Raw genomic sequence first — 18087 nt, 5'->3', positions numbered from 1 at the left:
ACCGAGCGTGTTCCGCCGTCGCGCGCCCGCGCGCCGGCCGCCTGCACCGGGGGAGTCCATGTCCGAGCCCGCCGCCGCGGTTCCCGCCCCGCCGCCGACTCCGTCCGCGCCCCGCGCGCCGCAGCAGCGCGCCGGCCCGCACCGGTGGCGCTTCTACCGCGTCGGCGGCCTGGAGCAGCCGTACCTCGAGACCGGCGAGGACCTCGCCCGGCTCGCCGAGCTGGACCAGAAGCTCTGGGTGGCGCTCTCCTGCCCGACCCGGGGCCTGGAGCTCGACGCCCGCACGCTGGAGCTGCTCGACCTCGACCACGACGGCCGCGTGCGCGCGCCCGAGGTGCTGGCGGCGCTGCGCTGGTGCGAGGAGCGGCTGGTGGACCTCGAGTCCCTGCTGCGGGGCGGGGAGGCGCTGCCGCTCGCCGACATCGACGCCGCGAAGCCGGCCGGGCACGTGCTGCTCGGCGCCGCGCGCCAGGTGCTGTTCCACCTCGGGAAGCCCGAGGCCTCCGCGGTGCTGCCGGCCGACGTGGCCGACCTCACCAAGCTCTACGAGAGCACCCGCTTCAACGGCGACGGGGTGGTGCCGCCCGAGACCGCCGACGATCCGGAGGTGCGCCAGGCCATCGCCGACGCGATCGCCTGCGCCGGCAGCGAGCGCGACCGGAGCGGCAAGCCCGGCATCGACCGCAAGCGGCTCGACGCGTTCTTCGAGGACCTGGCGAAGCTCGACGCCTGGGCCCGGGCCGGCGAGGCGCCGGACGTGGCGTTCCTGGGCGAGGCGACCGCGGCGGCGTGGGAGGCGTTCCACGCGGTAAAGGACAAGGTGGACGACCACTTCGTCCGCTGCCGGCTGGCCGCGCTCGACCCGCGCGCCGCGGTGGCCATGAACCGGTCCGAGCCGGAGCTGGTGGCGCTCGCCGCCCGCGACCTGGCCCGGTCGCGCGAGGAGGTGGCCGCGTTCCCGCTGGCGCGCGTGGAGCCGGGCCGGCCGCTCGCGCTCGGCGGGCCGGTGAACCCGGCCTGGGCCGCGGCCCTCGCCGCGCTCCGCGAGAAGGTGGTCGCGCCGGTGCTCGGCGCGGACAAGGGCGCGCTCACGGCCGAGGAGTGGGAGCTCGTCTCGGCGCGCTTCCTGCCGTACCAGGCGTGGCTCGGGGCCAGGCCGGCGCAGGCGGTGGAGCGGCTCGGGGTGCCGCGGGTGCGGGCGCTGCTCGCCATGGGCAAGGGGCCCGTCGAGGCGCTCGTGGCGCGGGACCTCGCCCTCGAGGCGGAGGAGGCGGCCATCGGCGACGTGGTGCGCATGGTCCACTACCACCGCGACCTGGCGCTGCTGCTCCGCAACTTCGTGTCGTTCGCCGACTTCTACGACCCGCGCCGGCCGGCGGTGTTCCAGGCCGGCACGCTGTACCTCGACGGCCGGAGCTGCGACCTGTGCGTGCGGGTGGACGACCCGGGCGCGCACGCGGTGCTGGCGGCCCACTCGCGCATGTACCTCGCGTACTGCGACTGCCGCCGCCCGGGCGGCGAGGCCATGAAGATCGCGGCCTGCTTCACGCAGGGTGACTCCGACTACCTGATGGTCGGCCGGAACGGCCTGTTCTACGACCGGCAGGGGCGGGACTGGGACGCCACCATCGTGAAGATCGTGGACAACCCCATCTCCATCCGCCAGGCGTTCTTCTCGCCGTACAAGAAGTTCCTGCGGATGATCGAGGACCAGGTGGCGCGCTTCGCCGCCGCCAAGGAGAAGGCCTCCGAGGCGCGCCTCGCCTCCGGCGCGGAGGCCGGGGTGGGCGCGGCCACCGGCGGGAAGCCGCCCGTCCCGGCGGCGGTGGACGTGGGCAAGATGGTCGGCATCATCGCCGCCCTGGGCGTCGGCGCCGGCGCCATCGGCACGCTGCTCGGCGGGCTGGTGTCGGGCTTCGTCGGCCTCGAGCCGTGGTGGGCGAAGCTGGTCGCGGTGCTCGGGGTGCTGCTCGTCATCTCGGGCCCGTCCATGCTCATCGCGTGGCTGAAGCTCCGCCAGCGGAACATCGGCCCGGTGCTGGACGCGAACGGCTGGGCGGTGAACGGCCGGGTGAAGGTGAACGTGCCGCTCGGCGCGGCGCTGACCCACGCGGCAGCGCTGCCGCCCGGCGCGCGGCGCACGCTCGACGATCCCTACGAGGATCGCAGGGCGCGGGCGCGCCGCCGGCTGGTCTGGCTCGCCCTGCTGGCGGTGCTCGTGGGCCTCGGGCTCGCGCGCCGGGCCCACGTGTGGCCGTTCGCGCCCCACGCGCCGGAGGCGCCGCCCCCGGCCGTGTCGCCGGTGGTGCCGGGCCGCTGACCTAGCGGCGGGGCTTCGCGGCCGGCTTCGCGGGCGCCGCCCGCCCGCCGGCCGCGCCCGGGCTCCGCTTCAGGATCCGCTCCATCTCGTCCATGGTGGCGTTCATCTCCTCCATGGCGGCCGCGAACGGCGCGGGCGTGGTCATGTCCACGCCTGCCTCGCGCAGCAGGTCCACCGGGTAGCGCGAGCCGCCGGCGGCGAGCATGGCGAGGTAGCGGTCGCGCGCCCCGGTGCGCCCCTGCGCCTCGTCCTCGCGGATGGCCCGGGCGATGGCGGTGGAGGCGACCAGGCTGGTCGCGTACTGGTACACGTAGAAGTCGTAGTGGAAGAAGTGCTGGATGTACGTCCACTCGGCGCCGTAGAGGTCGGCCACCTGGCAGACCCCGAGGTCGTGCCCGTAGTACTTGCGCACCAGACCCAGGTACAGCGCGCTCATCTTCTCCCCGGTGAGCGCCTCGCCCTTCTCGGCGAGCTGGTGGATGGCGAGCTCGAACTCCGCGAACATGGTCTGGCGGAAGAGCGTGGTGCGCAGCGACTCCAGCCGGTTGCCGAGCAGCGCCAGCCGCTCGCCGTCGTCCTTCGCCTGGCGGATGGCACGGCGGAACAGCAGGTTCTCGTTGAGCGTCGAGGCGACCTCGGCGACGAACGTGGCGTAGCTCGAGGTCGCGTACGGCTGCTTCTCGAACGCCAGCACCGTGTGCATCGAGTGGCCGGCCTCGTGCGCCAGCGTGGAGACGTCCGTCCACTGTCCGTTGAAGTTGAGGAGCTGGTACGGGTGCACGCCGTACACGCCGGTGGAGTACGCGCCGGCGCGCTTGCCGGTCACCGGGAGGAAGTCGGTCCAGCCGCCCTGGAACCCGGCCCGCAGCTTCGACACGTACGCGTCGCCGAGCGGCTTCACCGCGTCGAGCGTGAGCGCCACCGCCTGGTCCACGTCGTAGCGGCGGTCCACCGCCTTCACCAGCGGCACGTACAGGTCCTCGTAGCGCAGCTTCGGCAGGCCCAGCATGCGCTGCCGGAGCTTCAGGTAGCGGTGCAGGGTGGGGAGGTTCGCGTTCACGTCCGCCACCAGCCGCTCGTACACGCCGGTGGGCACGTTGTCGCGGAACAGCGCGGCCGCGAGCGACGAGTCGAACCGGCGCACGTCGCGCTCGAACAGGTGCGCCTTGACCTGCGCGTACAGCGCCGTCCCGATGGTCCGCTCGTACTGCTTCAGCGCGCCGAAGTAGGCATGGAACACCTTCTCCCGGTCGGCGGCCACCGGGCTGGTGCGCGAGCGCTCGTAGCCCGCCTGGTCCAGCCGGACCGTGCCGGTGGAGAGCTTCACGGTCGGGAAGGGCAGATCGGCGTTGAGCAGGACCGAGTGCACGTCGCGCCCGGCGCCGTCGAGGTCGCCGGTCTTCGCCACGATCCGCTCCTCGCCGGCCGGCAGCGTGTGCGGCTTCCAGCGGAGCGTGTCGTCGAGGAAGAACGCCCACTCGCGCAGGCGCGGGTCCTCGGCCAGGAAGCGCTTCACCGTGTCGGCCGGCAGGTCCAGCAGCGCCGGCCGGACCCAGGAGAGCGCCGCCTGCACGTCCACCGCGAGCCGCTCCGCCTCCGCGCGCATCGCGCGCGGCCCGGGCTCGCGCGTGTCCTCGTCGGCGCGGGCCGAGGCGTACACGTAGACGCGGTCGAGCGCGTTCTGCAGCGCGCCCATCTCGGAGAGCGCGTCGGCGAGCGCCTTGGCCGAGTCGCCGAGGTGGCCGCGGTGCCGGTCGAAGCCGGGGAGCCGGCTCGCCAGGTCGGCCCGCGCCGTCGCCCAGGCGGCGTCGCTCGGGAACAGGTCGGCGAGCTTCCACTTGTAGCGGTCCGGGACCTGGGCGCGGCTGGTCGCCGGCTGTGCGGGGGCCGAGGCGAGGGAGAGGGCGGCGAGGAGGGCGATCGGGGTGTGCACGGCGGCGCTCCGGGCGAGGTGTCGGCGAGGAAGCCACCCAGCCTGCCATGCTCCGGCCGGGCCGGCACGGACTTGCAGGGGTGCCTTCCACCTCCCCGCCCGCCGCCTCGCCCGGGGCCCGCGCGCGGACGCGCGCCGGGCGCCGCCCGGCGCCAGGACGCTCCGTGCTGACAACCCGCCCGCTCCGACGTAGCCTCCGGCCATGTCTCCCGCTCGCTCGCGCCGCTGGCCGAAGGTCCTCGGGGTCGCCGTCGCCGTCGTCGTGGTCCTGGGGATCGCCGGCGTGCTGCTCCTCGACCGCATCCTCCTCTCGCAGGTCCGCAAGCAGACGGACCGCCTGTCCCAGCAGCTCGGCCGGCCGGTGGCCGTCGAGAGCGTGAAGACCCGCCTGCTCGGCGGGGTGGGCGTCCGGATCGCGGGCGTCTCGGTCGGGGCCGGGGAGGGCGAGGACCGGCCGCTCGCCACGCTGGATCGCGCCGAGGTGGAGGTGAACCTGCTCGGGGCGCTGCTCTCGGCGGGGAAGCGGGTGACGGTGCGCGAGGCGGTGGTGGACGGACTGCGGGTGAATGTGATCCGCTTCCCGGACGGGACCACGAACCTGGAGCGCGTGGCGAAGCGGCTGGAGGAGACCGCCGCGAAGGAGCCCGAGCCCCAGGCGCCCAGGGGCGAGGAGAAGCCGGCCGATCTCTCGGCGGTGCGGGTGGACCGGGCCGCGGTGGAGAACGCGCGCATCGCGTTCCTCGACCGGAGCGTGAAGGGCGCCGAGGAGCTGTACGTGGACGACCTCGACGTCGAGGTGCGCGACCTGCGCGCCGGGCGGCCGCTCGAGGTCGTGCTGAAGGCGGCGGTGCTGGCGAAGGCGCAGAACCTGGAGCTGCGGGTGAAGGCGGCGCCGCTGCCGCCCACGCTGGTGCCCACGCCCGAGCAGCTGACGCTGAAGGTCCAGCCCATCGACCTCGGGCCGCTGGCGCCGTTCGTGCCCGGCGAGGCCGGGTTCCGCGGCGGCCGCTTCCAGGCCGACCTGGCGGTCGCGCTGGGGGCGGCGGTGCCGGGCGGCAGCGGGCGCACCACGGTGAAGGGCGGCTTCCGCGCCGACCAGCTCGCGTTCGCGGGGCAGGAGGGCGGCAAGAAGCTGGACGCGTCGCTCGACGCCGACCTGGACGCGGACGCCGAGAAGGGCGACCTGCGCATCGGCAAGCTCGAGCTCACCGCCGGGCCGGTGGGCCTCACCGGCCACGGCGCCGCCACCGGGCTGCGCGGCGACGCGCCGCGCGTGGAGGGGCTGGAGATCGTCTCCCGCGGGCTCGACCTCGCCGCGCTCACGGCCTACTACCCGCCGCTCGGGAAGCAGCTCGGGCACAACGTGGTGGCCGGGCCCATCGGGCTGTCGCTGAAGGGCTCGGGCGGGCAGGCCGCGCAGTCGCTCGAGCTGCGGGTGGATCTCGGCCCGGTGCACCTCGCCATCCCGCGGCAGCTCGCGAAGGCGGCCGGCGCGCCCATGGCGCTGGTGGCCCGCGCCGACCTGGCGCAGCAGGGCGGCGTGGTCCGCTTCGACGCGAGCGCCGACCTCGCCGGCGTGGACCTGCGGCCGGGCGGCTCCGTCGCCAAGAAGCCGGGCGATCCCATGTCGGCGCGCGCCGCCGGGACCTACCGGAAGGCCGGCGCCGAGCAGCAGGTCGAGCTGACGCGGCTCGATCTGGACCTGCTGGGCGACGCGCTGGCCGGGAAGGCCAAGGTCGCCCTGGGCGGCACGAAGGAGAGGCCCACCACCCGCTTCGACGCGGAGCTGTCCGGGCAGAAGCTCGACCTCGACCGGCTGCTCATCCCGGCGCCGGAGCCGGCGCCGGCGCCGCCGAAGGGGGCCGAGGCCTCGAAGCCGCTCGACCCGAAGGCGTTCGCCGGGCTCTCCGGGACGGCCAGCGTGCGCCTCGGGCTGCTCCGCATGAAGCAGCAGGACCTGCGCGACGTGGTGCTGAAGGTGAAGGTGGTGGAGGACGCGGTGACGCTGGAGGAGGCGCGGCTGGTCGCGTTCGGCGGCAACGTGTCCGCGGCCGGCACCGCGGTGAAGCTCGCCCACCCGGAGGACCCGTTCAAGATCGACGTGACCATGAAGGGCGTCGAGGGCGAGCAGATGCTGGCGCTCTTCTCGAAGCGCAAGGTGCTCGGCGGCAAGCTGGACGCGGCGCTGCAGCTCACCGGGAAGGGCACCTCGCTCGACCCCATCAAGCAGAGCGCCACCGGCTCGCTCACCGGCGACCTGCGCGACGGCGCGTTCTTCGGCAAGGACCTCGTCGCCGCGGTGGCGGCGCCCATCGCCTCGAAGCTGCCGTTCGCGGGCGGGCGCGTCACCGAGGGCGGATCGACCAGCCTCGGCAAGCAGCTCGGGTTCGCGTTCCAGATCGCGAACGGCGTGGCGAAGCTCACCAAGCCCATCACGGTGAAGACCGGGGACAACGCGCTCTCGTTCGACGGCGGCGTGCGGCTCGACGGCACGCTGCAGATGCCGACGACGCTGGAGCTCGGCCCGGAGGTGATCGCGAAGATCACCGGCGGCCGGGCGAAGATGAGCGCGCCCATCCCGGTGACGTTCAACCTGTCCGGGCCGGCCTGGAGCCCGCGCCTCGACGGGCTCGCGCTCGACGCGGCGGTGCAGGCCATCGCGAAGCAGGCGGCGACCTCGGCCGCCGGGAAGCTCCTCGGCGACAAGGCCGGCGCGGCCGGCGCCGACCTCGACAAGCAGAAGGCCCAGGCCGAGCAGAAGGCGCGCGACGAGGCCCAGAAGCGGAAGCAGCAGCTCGAGGAGGAGGCGCGGAAGAAGCTGAAGGGCCTGTTCGGCCGGTAGGCGCTACCGCGTCCGCGTGACGCGGCACGCGTACCAGGGCAGCGCCGCCGCGCCGGGCGACGCCGGGGGCTGCGCCGGCACCGGCGTCGTCTCGACGCGCCAGCGATCCGGCGGGAGGTGCGCCTCCACGAACGGCAGGCCCGGCGCGTACGCGAACGTGCCGCCGGGCCGCAGCGCGCGCAGCAGCTCCATGTACCGGCGCGCGTAGCGGAGCGCCTCGTCGCCCGGGCGCAGGTGGTGGTGGAGGAAGTGCAGCGAGAAGCCGAGGTGCGAGACGATCGTGCCGAGGCTGCCGGGCGCGAGCGGGACGGTGAGCCAGTCGCCGCGCTGCACGCGCTCCGAGGGCTCCGCGACGCGATCCACGCCGCGCGCGTCCACGCCGCGCGCCGCGAGCCAGCCCACCAGGCGCGCGCCGGGGCCGCAGCCGAGGTCGAGCACCGGCGGGAGCAGCGCGCCGGGATCGAGCCCGAGCACGCGGAGCTGCAGCTCGGGGCCGTACTCGGCGGAGACCACCTCGCGCAGCGCGGGCGCCGCGTCGCCGGCGGCGAGCGCGGCCACGAAGGCGGCGAGATCCGCCCGGAACGCCTCCGCGCCGGCGGCCAGGGCCTCGGCGAGCGCCGCCTCGGTGCGCGCCGTCGCGAGCGCGGCCGCGGCGGACCGGAGCGCGCCGGCCACGAGCCCGGCCAGGCGGCCCTCCTCGCGGGCGCCGATGGGCAGGAACTGGTTGCGGGCGAGGAGCGCGGCCGCGAGGCGCGCGGCGAGGTCGCCGGCCGGATCCCGGGCGAACCCGGCCCCGGGGCGCGGGGCCGCGAGCGCGGCCTCCAGCCAGCCGCGCACCGCCTCGCGGTCGGGCAGCAGCGCTCCGGCGAGGGGGAGGAGTCCGGCGGCCGGCACCGGGGCGGGCCGGGCGAGCGCCTCGAGGCTGGCGGGGGCGAGGCGGGCGGCCTCGGCGAGGATCGCCTGGCGGAGCGCCTCGAGGCGCGCGGGATCGGCGGGCATGGACGCGCGCGAGGCTAACCCCGGGCCGGGGAGGGCGCAACGCGGCGGGCCCGGTGCGCACCTCCCCCGCGCCGGGCGGGGGAGGCGGCGCGTGGCGAAGGCTACTTCGGGACCGGCGCCTGGAAGGCGGCGATCTCCTCGGCGCTGGGCTGGGGCTCGGGCTCGGCGGGGCGGAAGCCGGCCTGCTCCGGCACGGGGGCCGGGGCGGGCACGGCGACGGGATCCGGGAGGGCCTCGGCCGCGTGCGCGGGGGCCGGCGGGACCGCCGCGTCGGAGCGGCTGGAGCAGGCGCCCGCGAGGAGCGCGAGCGCGGCGGGGAGGGCGAGGAAGGCGGCGCGTTCGAACATGGTGCGACTCCGGGGTTGGGGTTGCGAAGGCGATCCCCGGTACTGCACCGCGCGTGCCCGCCCGCGCGCGCCGCCGCGGCGCGCGTTTTCCCGCGGCGTGTCGCCGGGGACACGCTTCGCGTGGGCGCGCGGCGACGCGTTCGGCGGCGCCCGCGCCGTCGCCGCGGCGACAGGCGTCCTACGGATCGACCGACACGCGGGCGGCGACCGCCTTGGCCCGCTCCACCAGCGCGCGCGGGTCGTCGCCGGGCGCGCCCGAGACGAGCGCCACGCCCATGCGCCGGTGCGGGCGCAGCGCCGGCTTCCCGAAGATGCGGACGTCCGCGCCGGGCTCGGCGAGCGCCGCCTCCAGCCCGCGCACCACCGGCGCGCCGGTGCCGTGGGCCAGGATGACGGCGCTCGCGCCCGGCCGGACCAGCGCGATGGGCGGGATGGGCAGGCCGAGCACGGCGCGCAGGTGCAGCTCGAACTCGTTCAGCGGCTGCGTGCCGGCGAGCGTCACCATCCCGGTGTCGTGCGGGCGCGGCGACAGCTCCGAGAACCAGATCCGGTCCTTGCCCAGGAAGAACTCGACGCCGAAGATGCCCGCCCCGCCGAGTGCGCGGGTCACCGCCCCCGCCATCCGCCGCGCCTCCTCGAGGAGCGGCGCCGGGACCGGGTGCGGCTGCCAGCTCTCCTGGTAGTCGCCGCGCTCCTGGCGGTGGCCGATGGGCGGGCAGAAGAGCGTCTCGCCGCCGCGCTGGGTCACGGTGAGCAGCGTGATCTCCGACTCGAACGGGATGAACTCCTCCACGATCACCTCGCGGAGGTCGCCGCGGGTGCCGGACATGGCGTAGGCCCAGGCGCCCTCGAGGTCGCCCTCGGCGCGGACCACGCTCTGCCCCTTGCCCGACGAGGACATGAGCGGCTTGACGACGCACGGCAGCCCGATCTCGCGGACCGCGGCGCGGAACGCCTCGGGCGTGGAGGCGTAGGCGTAGCGCGCGGTGGCGAGCCCGAGCTCGCGGGCGGCGAGGTCGCGGATGGCCCGGCGGTTCATGGTGAACGCGGCCGCCCGGGCGCTCGGGACCACCTGGACGCCCTGCGCCTCGTAGGCCTGCAGCCGCTCGGTGCGGATGGCCTCGATCTCCGGGACGATCACGTCGGGCCGGTGCTTCGCGACCAGCGCGTCGAGCGCCGCGCCGTCGAGCATGCTCACGACCTCGCGGGCGTGCGCCACCTGCTGCGCGGGCGCGCCGTCGTAGGCGTCCACCGCGATCACCTCCTGGCCGAGGCGCTGCGCCGCGATGGTGAACTCCTTGCCGAGCTCGCCGGAGCCGAGGAGCAGGATCTTCTTTCGCATGGCGGCGGAGTGTACGCGCCCCGTACCCGTCAGGGAACCGCACGCACCGTGCACCGGCGGCAAGTATCCGCGGTGCCACGCTCCGTCGCCGACCTCGTCTCGGACCTGCGCCACGCCGCCGCGCTGGACGGCGCAGCGCGGACGGGCCAGGCCGAGGGCGGCGAGCGCCTGCGCGTGCGGGTGGGGCTGTGGCCCGGCCGAGGCGCCGCGCGGCGGGCGCGCTTTCGCGCCACCACCTGCGCGTCGCTCCTCGCCTACGCCGAGGCGGCCTGCGCGCTCCTCGAGGCGGGCACGCCGCCCGGCGAGCTCACGCCGGCGCTCCTTCGGGCCCAGGTGACCGGGGTGCACCCCGTCCACCTCGATCGCGCGGACCTGGTCGCGGCCGCGGTACGGGCCGCCGCGGCCGAGCCGGAAGGGAGCAGCGCTTGAACGTCGCCTACGTGTTCTCGACGCCGAACGCGTCGTACATCCTCGAGAAGATGATCGTCCCGCAGCTGGAGGAGGGCCGCCACGGCGCGACCGTGGTCGGGATGTTCTTCTTCGTGGACAACACCTACCTGCTGGTGAAGGGCAACCCCACCGGCGAGCGGCTCGCCGCGGTGGCGCGCAAGTCGGGCATGCTGCTCATGGGCTGCGACCAGTGCTGCTACCAGCGCGCCATCGCCGACCGGCTCATCGAGGGGATCCCCATCGGCTGCTTCCCGGACCTGTACAAGGCGCTCTCGGGCGCGAAGCTCGACCAGGTGATCACGCTCTGACCGGTGGCGCGCGGCTAGCGGGTGAGCGGGTGGAGGTGGTCCACCGGCCCGCGCCCCTTGCCCACCGTGTACGAGCGGCGCAGCGCCTCGACCAGGTAGGCCTTCGCGCCGCGAACGGCGTCGAGCAGCGCGTCGCCGAGCGCGAGGCGGGCGCACAGGGCGGCGGAGAGCGTGCAGCCGGTGCCGTGCACGTTGGCGGTGTCGATGCGCGGGCCCGGGATCTCCTCCAGCCGCGCGCCGTCGAAGAAGACGTCCTCCGCGCCGGGCACGCTCTCGCCGCCCTTCACCAGCACCGCGCGCGCGCCGAGCCGGTGGAGGTCGCGCGCCGCCTCGCGCATCGCCGCGAGCCCGCGCACCGGCCGGCCCAGGAGCGCCTCGGCCTCGTGCAGGTTGGGGGTGACGATGGCGGCGAGCGGGAAGAGCCGCTCCACGTAGGCGCGCTCCGCGGCCGCGTCGAGCAGCCGGTCGCCGCTCTTCGCGACCATCACCGGATCGACCACCAGCGGCCCGAGCGGCAGCCGGGCCGCGGCGTCGGCCACCGCCCCGATGATCGCCGCGTTCGCCAGCATCCCGGTCTTGGTGGCCGCGACCGGCATGTCGGTCGCGACCGCCTCGATCTGCGCGACCACCATGGCCGGCTCGAGCGCCACCCAGGCCGTCACCGCCACCGAGTTCTGCGCGGTGACCGCGGTGATGGCGGAGGTGCCGTGGAGCCGGTGCGCGGCGAAGGTGCGGAGGTCGGCCTGGATGCCGGCGCCGCCGCCGGAGTCCGAGCCCGCGATGGTGAGGGCGACCTTCATGGTGCGCGCACCATAGCCCAGGATCGGCCGGCGCGCGGGCGCGCAGGGGGCCGAACGAGGGGCCGCGCGCGGAGCGGGACGGCCCCGACGAGCAGTCGCGCCACGCCGGGGCGCGCCTACCATGGTCGGACCCATGTCCCGCCGCCTGCTCTGCCTGCACGGGCACTTCTACCAGCCGCCGCGCGAGAACCCCTGGATCGAGGCGATCGAGGTGCAGGACTCGGCCGACCCGTTCCACGACTGGAACGAGCGGATCGCGGTGGAGTGCTACGCGCCGAACGGCGCGGCGCGCCTGAAGGACGGGCGCGGCCGCATCGTGGACATCGTGGACAGCTACCTCCACCTGTCGTTCAACTTCGGCCCCACGCTGCTCGCCTGGCTGGAGCGCCACCGGCCCGACGCCTACGCGCGCGTCCTCGAGGCCGACGCGCGCAGCCTGGAGCTGCGCGGCCACGGCAACGCGCTCGCGCAGGGCTACAACCACGCCATCCTGCCGCTCGCCTCGCCCCGCGACCGGCTCACGCAGATCCGCTGGGGCCTGGTCGACTTCCGGCGCCGCTTCCACCGCGAGCCGGAGGGCTTCTGGCTGCCCGAGACCGCCGCCGACGCGGCCACGCTGGAGGCGCTGGCGGGGGAGGGCCTGCGGTTCACGATCCTGTCGCCCTACCAGGCGGTGCGGGTCCGGCCGCCCGGCGGCGAGTGGGTGGACGCCACCGGCGCGCGCTTCGACCCGACGCGGCCGTACCGCGTGCGCGCGGGCTCGCGCGAGCTGACGGTGTTCTTCTACGACGGCCACATCGCGCGGGACCTCGCGTTCGGCGAGGCGCTCGGCTCGGCCGCGGCGCTCCTCGACCGGCTGGAGGGCGGGTTCGACGCGGGCCGCGATCACGACGAGCTGCTCACCGTCGCCGTGGACGGCGAGACGCTCGGCCACCACAAGAAGGGCGGCGACGAGGTGCTGGCCGCGACGCTGCGCGAGCTGGCGCGGCGGCCGGGCGTGGAGCTGGTGAACCTGGGCCAGGCGCTGGACCGGATCCCGGCGGAGTGGGAGGCGGAGATCGCCGAGGGGTCCTCCTGGAGCTGCGCGCACGGGGTGGAGCGCTGGCGCTCGGACTGCGGGTGCAGCGCGGGCGGGGCGGAGGGCTGGAGCCAGGCCTGGCGCGCGCCGCTGCGGACCGCGCTGGAGGGGCTGCGCGGGGCGCTCGACGCCGTCTACGAGCGCGAGGCGGCGGGGCTGCTGCCCGAGCCGTGGCGGACGCGCGACCGATACGCCGAGGTGCTGGTGGACCCGGAGCGCCGCGACGCGCCGGACTTCGTGCGGCGCGAGGCGGGGCGGGCGGTCTCGCCGGAGGAGGTCGTCCGCGCGCTGCGGCTGCTGGAGATGCAGCGGCAGGGGCAGCTCATGTTCACGAGCTGCGGCTGGTTCTTCTCCGAGCTGTCGGGGATCGAGACGGTGCAGGTGCTCCGGTACGCCGCGCGCGCGGTGCAGCTCGCCCGCGAGGTGGCCGGCGTGGACCTGCAGCCGGGGCTGGAGCGCGCGCTCGCCGCCGCGCCCTCGAACGACCCGGCCCTGGAGAACGGTCGCGAGGTGTTCCGGCGGCTGGTCGAGCCGAGCGTGGTCTCGCTGGAGGGCGTGGGCGCCCACCTCGCCATCGCCGCGTCGGTGCGGCCGGTGCCGGACGCGGGCTGGGTGTTCTGCTACGCGTACCGGGTCGAGGGGCGCCGGGCCGCGGCGGCCGGGCCGGTCTCGGTGGCGCTGTGCCGGCTCCAGCTCGAGAGCGCGCTCACCCGCGAGACCCTCGACGCGGTCGCCTGCGTGCTCCACTTCGGCGCGGCCGACTTCCGCTGCGGGCTCGCGCCCTACCGAGGGCCGGAGCAGCTCGCCGAGCTGGAGGAGGTGCTCCTGGCCCGGTCGCCGGCGCAGTCGCTGGTGCAGCTGCTGCGGGCGGTGGATCGGTTCTTCCCGGGGCGCGACTACGGGCTGCGCGACCTGTTCCTGGACGAGCGCCGCCGCGTGGCGGGCACGCTGCTGGAGGGGACGCTGCGCCGCTACGAGGAGGGCTACCGCGAGATCTTCGAGGAGAACCGGCGCCTGATGGAGTTCCTGCGCGAGCTCGACTCGCCGGTGCCCGGGCCGCTGCGGGTCACCGCGGACGTGACGCTCACCGCCCGCGTGCTCCGCGTCACCGGCGCGGCGCGGACGGGGGAGGTGGACCTCGCCGCCGCCGAGGCGGAGCTCTCGGCCACGGTGGACCTGGCCCGCCGGCTGGGCGCGCACCTGCACCTCGACGCGGTCCGGCGCGACGTGGAGCAGCTGGTGGACGAGCGCATCTCGGCGCTGGTGGCGGGGCAGGCGCCGGCGGCGCGCGCCGCGGAGCTCGCCGGGATCCTGAGCCTGGCCGAGCGGCTGGGCCTCCGGCTCGACCTGTGGAACGCGCAGAACCGGATCTGGGCGTGGGCCGGCTCGGCCATGGTCACCCTGGACCGGGAGGCGACCGAGGAGCTGGCCCGGAGGCTCTGGTTCGACGAGGGGACGCTGCTGGCGCGGGCCGGGTTCGCGAACCTTGCCTGACTCCGGAATCAGCGTCCTGACGTCGGATTCCTCGCTTGCGCCCCTTGCGGACCCCGGGGGCGGCTCGGCTAGCATCGACGTCCTTTCCCTCCCGACGGCCACGCGGCGCCCACCTCTCGTGGGGGCGACCGAAACCACGTCGCGTACCCCAGAGGTGCACGCATGGCTACCGAGACCGCTGATCCCAAGTTCCCCGATCTGACCGAGGCGCAGCGCGCCGCCATCGAGGCGCTGTCCACCGACGAGCGCACCATCAAGGCGCCGGTGTGGCTCGCGCAGCGGGCCCACGTCGCGAACGACGCCATCGAGCGCGCGTACGCGGAGGAGGAGCCCGAGGCGTTCTGGCGCGAGAAGGCGAAGCTCGTCGACTGGATGCGGCCGTTCGAGGAGGTGATGCGCTTCGATCCGCCGCGCCACGAGTGGTTCGTGGGCGGGAAGCTCAACGCCTCCGTCAACTGCATCGACCGCCACGTGTTCGGCGACCGCCGCCTCAAGGCCGCGCTGATCTGGGTCGGCGAGGACGGCGAGGAGCACACGTACACGTACAACCGGCTCTACCGCGAGGTGGGCCGCTTCGGGAACGCGCTCCGCAAGCTGGGCGTCAAGAAGGGCGACCGCGTCATCATCTACATGCCGCTCACGCCGGAGGGCATCATCTCGATGCTCGCGTGCGCGCGCATCGGCGCCATCCACTCGGTGGTGTTCGCGGGCATGGGCACGCAGGCGCTGCGCAGCCGGATCGAGGACTCCGCCGCCAAGGTCGTCATCTGCTCGGACTTCACGCTGCGGCGCGGGAAGAAGATCCCGCTGAAGCCCACCGTGGACGAGGCGGTGCGCGACCTGTACTCGGTGGAGCACGTGGTGGTGCACCGCCGCGGCTCGCGGCCCGGCGACGCGCCGTTCACGTTCGAGTCGGAGCGCGAGCACGACTTCTACGACGTGCAGGACGCGGCGGCCATCCACTGCCCGCCCGAGCCGATGGACGCGGAGGACCCGCTGTTCATCCTCTACACCTCGGGCACCACCGGGAAGCCGAAGGGCGTGGTCCACACCACCGGCGGCTACCTGGTGGGCACCACCTACCTGGCGCGCGCCTACTACCAGATCAGCGACAAGGACATCTACTGGTCCACCTCGGACATCGGGTGGATCGTCGGCCACTCGTTCATCGTGTACGGGCCGCTGTCCGTCGGCGCGACCATCTTCACGCGCGAGGGCGTGCCCGACTACCCGTCGCCCGAGGTGACCTGGGAGCTGTGCGAGCGCTACGGCGTGGACGTCATGTTCACCGCGCCCACCGCGGTGCGCATGTGGATGAGCCACGGCGGCGACGCGCCGGCCAAGTACGACCTGCGCAAGCTGCGGCTCATCGCCTGCGCCGGCGAGCCGCTCAACCCGGAGGCGCACCACTGGGCGCAGCAGCACCTGGTGGGCCAGTCGAAGGGCATGGTGGTGGACAACTGGTGGCAGACCGAGATCGCCGCCCCGGTGCTCGGGACGCTGCCCACCTTCGACGCGCGGCCCGGCAAGGTGGGCAAGCCCATGCCCGGCGCCGACGTCGCCATCGTGGACCAGGGCGGGAAGCCGGTGCCGGAGGGGCAGGGCGGGCTGCTCGTCATCCGCAAGCCGCTCCCGTACATGCTGCGCACCGTGTGGAACGACCACGCGCGGTACGAGAAGTACTGGACGCAGATCCCCGGCGTGTACACGGCGGGTGACATCGCGGTGAAGGACCGCGACGGCTACTTCGCCGTGCTCGGCCGCGCCGACGACGTGCTGAACGTGGCCGGGCACCGCATCGGCACCGCCGACGTGGAGGGCTCGCTGCTCCGCCACCCGGCGGTGGCCGAGAGCGCGGTGGTGGGCCTGCCCGACCCGGTGAAGGGCGAGCGGATCAAGGCGTACGTGGTGCTGCGCAAGGGCATCCCCGAGGGCCCCGGCGTCGTCGGGTCGCTGAAGGACCACGTCCGCCAGGACCTCGGCCCCATCGCGACCCCGTCCGACGTCGAGCTCCGCGCGACCCTGCCCAAGACCCGCTCCGGCAAGATCATGCGGCGCTACCTGAAGGCCGTCGAGATGGGCCAGGACCCCGGCGACGTGTCGACGATGGCCGACTAGGCCCCGCCTCCCGACCCAGAGTCGTTCGCGCGGCGCGCGCCCCGACCCAGAGTCGTTCGTGGTCGCGGGCGCGCGACGCGGTGGCGCGTCATGGCCGGCGCGCGCAACCAACCGGACTCACGGCGGAATCTGCGCCGCCGGGCCCCGCGGCGCGTCATGGCGTGCGTCACGATGACTCTGGGTCGGGATTCGGGATCAGTGCCGCAGCATGTCCTGCACGATGGGCTTCAGGCCGGCGAAGAAGAACTCGACGGCGATCACCATCACGATGAGCCCCATGATCCGGACCAGCACCTTGTTCCCGCTGGGGCCGAGGAACGCGAGCAGCGGCTTCGCCGAGACGAGCATGGCGTAGGTGAGGACGTGCAGCCCGAGCAGCACGGTGAGCAGCACGGCCTTGCGCGCGAGGTCGTGCGCCTCGCTCATCAAGATGATCACGGTGGTGATCGCGCCGGGGCCGGCGATCACCGGGATCCCGAGCGGCGTGATGGCGATGTCCTCGGCGTAGCCCTCCGGGTCGGGCTCGTCGTGCTTGGTCCGCGACGGGCGGGCCTGGAGCATCTCGTAGCCGACCAGCAGCAGGATGATCCCGCCGACCACCCGCAGGCTGTTCACCGAGATGTTGAAGAACCGGAAGACGAGCTGCCCGCCCAGCGCGAACACGAGCAGGACGCAGAGCGCGGTCACGGTCGCGCGCCGGGCGACCCGCCGCGCCTCGTCCCCCGACAGCCCGGAGGTCATCGACACGAACGGCGGGAGCACGCCCACCGGGCCCATCATGGTGAACATCGATACGAAGACGAGCAGGCCGTAGTCGAGCAGGGGCTTCATGCGCGCGGGAGTGAAGCACGCCCCGGCCGCCGCCGCCACCGCGCGTCCGGCGCGGCCTACGGCGCCGGGTAGAGCGGCGCGGCCGCCTCGGCCCACAGCCGGCTCATCGCCACCGATCCCTCGGCGTCGGGGTGGAGCCCGTCGGCGAGCCGGTCCGGGCGATCGCGGAACCACGCGTACAGGTCCGGCCCGGGCAGCAGCCCGTGCTCCGCCACCACCGCGTCCACCACCGCGTTCTTCTGCGCCACCCAGTCGTACCCGTAGCGCGTCTGGAACGGGATGCGGGCCACCACCGGGATGCGCCCGGCCGCCCGGACGCGCTCCACGATCCGCTCGAGGCCGGCGCGGAGCCGCGCCAGGTCCCCGTCGTTGGCGCCGAGCACGATCGCGAACACCTTCGCGTCCGGGTTGAGCGCCAGCACCTCGTCGATCCGCTCGGCCACCTCCCAGGTCCGGGCGCGGCAGAACCCCGCGTCGATCATGGCGGGCTGGTAGCCGGGGTGGGCCCGCGCGATCGCGTCGGCGAAGCTGGGCCGGTGCGCCGGGGCGCGGTCGAACACGCCGGCGCCGATGCTGTCCCCCAGGAACACCCAGACGTCGTCGCCGCCGAGCGAGAGATCGTGGACGTCGATCTCGTCGAGGAACAGGCCCCACCGGTTCACGCCGGGCGCGAGCCCCGTGACCACCAGCCGCACCCAGCGCCGGCCGGCGAAGTCGAGCGCGTGGGCGCGGCTGCGCACCGGGTTCCCGTGGACCTCGACCTCGGTGCGCCAGGTGCCGTCCCGCCCGTCGCGCGAGTCGGCCGAGGTCTCGATGCGGTAGTCCACCGGCGCGCCGTACTGCTGCTCGCGGTAGTCGTGGTTGTGGGAGGAGGTCCAGGAGAGGAGCACGCGCGTCGGGCCGCGGCCGATGCGGAGCGCGGCCCAGGCCGGCGCCGCCGGGGTGGGGACGCCGCCCGCCCACGCGTCGCCGCGGTAGACGCCGTCCACCAGGACCCCGGCGCCGGGGCGGCTGGCGGCCACCTGGGCGCCGCGGGAGAGGAGGCGTGCCGGGTGCAGGGGACCGCCGTGCGGGCTGGGTCCGGCCCGCGCCGCCCGGGCCGCCGCAGCGCGGGCGCGGCGCGCCGGGGTGCGCTCCCACGCCACCGCGCCGGCCGCGCCCAGGACGGTCGCGATCGAGAGCGCCACCGGCAGGAACGCCGGTCGGCCCGGCGGCCGGGGGCGGG

At 75.1% G+C, this 18087-nt stretch carries 13 protein-coding genes; 6 read left to right on the top strand and 7 right to left on the bottom strand.

Annotation, left to right across the window (positions count from 1 at the left end):
• Positions 1-58 precede the first annotated feature (58 nt).
• Positions 59-2320 (top strand): hypothetical protein, encoded by a 2262-nt coding sequence (locus PSR1_RS09075; RefSeq protein ID WP_059437283.1) that lies wholly within the window; start codon positions 59-61, stop codon positions 2318-2320.
• Between the two features lies 1 nt (position 2321).
• On the opposite strand, the gene pepF is transcribed toward PSR1_RS09075, so the two are convergent.
• Entirely contained in the window at positions 2322-4253 is a 1932-nt protein-coding gene (gene pepF, locus PSR1_RS09070) for an oligoendopeptidase F (RefSeq protein WP_059437282.1), read from the bottom strand.
• Positions 4254-4455: 202 nt separating this feature from the next.
• Here pepF and PSR1_RS09065 point away from each other — a divergent pair, with 202 nt between their 5' ends.
• Positions 4456-7095 (top strand): AsmA-like C-terminal region-containing protein, encoded by a 2640-nt coding sequence (locus PSR1_RS09065; protein ID WP_059437281.1) that lies wholly within the window; start codon positions 4456-4458, stop codon positions 7093-7095.
• A gap of 3 nt (positions 7096-7098) precedes the next feature.
• On the opposite strand, the gene PSR1_RS09060 is transcribed toward PSR1_RS09065, so the two are convergent.
• From PSR1_RS09060 to purT, 3 genes are all read right to left on the bottom strand, one after another.
• Positions 7099-8094 (bottom strand): class I SAM-dependent methyltransferase, encoded by a 996-nt coding sequence (locus PSR1_RS09060; RefSeq protein ID WP_059437280.1) that lies wholly within the window; start codon positions 8092-8094, stop codon positions 7099-7101.
• A gap of 101 nt (positions 8095-8195) precedes the next feature.
• Positions 8196-8441, bottom strand: coding sequence for a hypothetical protein (locus PSR1_RS09055; protein ID WP_059437279.1), 246 nt, complete (start codon positions 8439-8441; stop codon positions 8196-8198).
• Between the two features lie 178 nt (positions 8442-8619).
• A complete protein-coding gene (purT, locus tag PSR1_RS09050; RefSeq protein WP_059437278.1) occupies positions 8620-9783 on the bottom strand; it encodes a formate-dependent phosphoribosylglycinamide formyltransferase in 1164 nt (387 codons plus the stop codon).
• A 72-nt stretch (positions 9784-9855) separates the two neighbouring features.
• Here purT and PSR1_RS09045 point away from each other — a divergent pair, with 72 nt between their 5' ends.
• On the top strand, positions 9856-10212 hold the full coding sequence (locus tag PSR1_RS09045) for a DUF732 domain-containing protein (RefSeq protein WP_059437277.1): 357 nt from the start codon (positions 9856-9858) through the stop codon (positions 10210-10212).
• The gene (locus tag PSR1_RS09040) at positions 10209-10541 is read left to right on the top strand and encodes a SaoD/DsrE family protein (protein WP_012525874.1); all 333 of its coding nucleotides are present in this window, start codon (positions 10209-10211) and stop codon (positions 10539-10541) included. The genes PSR1_RS09045 and PSR1_RS09040 overlap by 4 nt, the downstream gene beginning before the upstream one ends.
• Positions 10542-10555: 14 nt before the next feature.
• Here PSR1_RS09040 and thiD read toward each other — a convergent pair whose 3' ends face one another.
• On the bottom strand, positions 10556-11341 hold the full coding sequence (thiD, locus tag PSR1_RS09035; protein ID WP_059437276.1) for a bifunctional hydroxymethylpyrimidine kinase/phosphomethylpyrimidine kinase: 786 nt from the start codon (positions 11339-11341) through the stop codon (positions 10556-10558).
• Between the two features lie 133 nt (positions 11342-11474).
• On the opposite strand from thiD, the gene PSR1_RS09030 reads away from it, so the two are divergent.
• A complete protein-coding gene (locus tag PSR1_RS09030; protein ID WP_059437275.1) occupies positions 11475-13913 on the top strand; it encodes a DUF3536 domain-containing protein in 2439 nt (812 codons plus the stop codon).
• Between the two features lie 162 nt (positions 13914-14075).
• On the top strand, positions 14076-16031 hold the full coding sequence (gene acs / locus PSR1_RS09025; protein ID WP_059437274.1) for an acetate--CoA ligase: 1956 nt from the start codon (positions 14076-14078) through the stop codon (positions 16029-16031).
• 195 nt (positions 16032-16226) lie between these two features.
• On the opposite strand, the gene PSR1_RS09020 is transcribed toward acs, so the two are convergent.
• Both PSR1_RS09020 and PSR1_RS09015 read right to left on the bottom strand, forming a co-directional pair.
• Entirely contained in the window at positions 16227-16862 is a 636-nt protein-coding gene (locus tag PSR1_RS09020; protein ID WP_059437273.1) for a MarC family protein, read from the bottom strand.
• Between the two features lie 56 nt (positions 16863-16918).
• On the bottom strand, positions 16919-18087 hold a 1169-nt coding region (locus PSR1_RS09015; RefSeq protein WP_152643330.1), incomplete at its 5' end, for a GDSL-type esterase/lipase family protein.

The organism is Anaeromyxobacter sp. PSR-1, from assembly GCF_000964525.1.
Taxonomy (GTDB): domain Bacteria; phylum Myxococcota; class Myxococcia; order Myxococcales; family Anaeromyxobacteraceae; genus Anaeromyxobacter.
The sequence above is the reverse complement of the archived record's forward strand: the minus strand, read 5'-3'. Positions and strand labels throughout refer to the sequence as shown.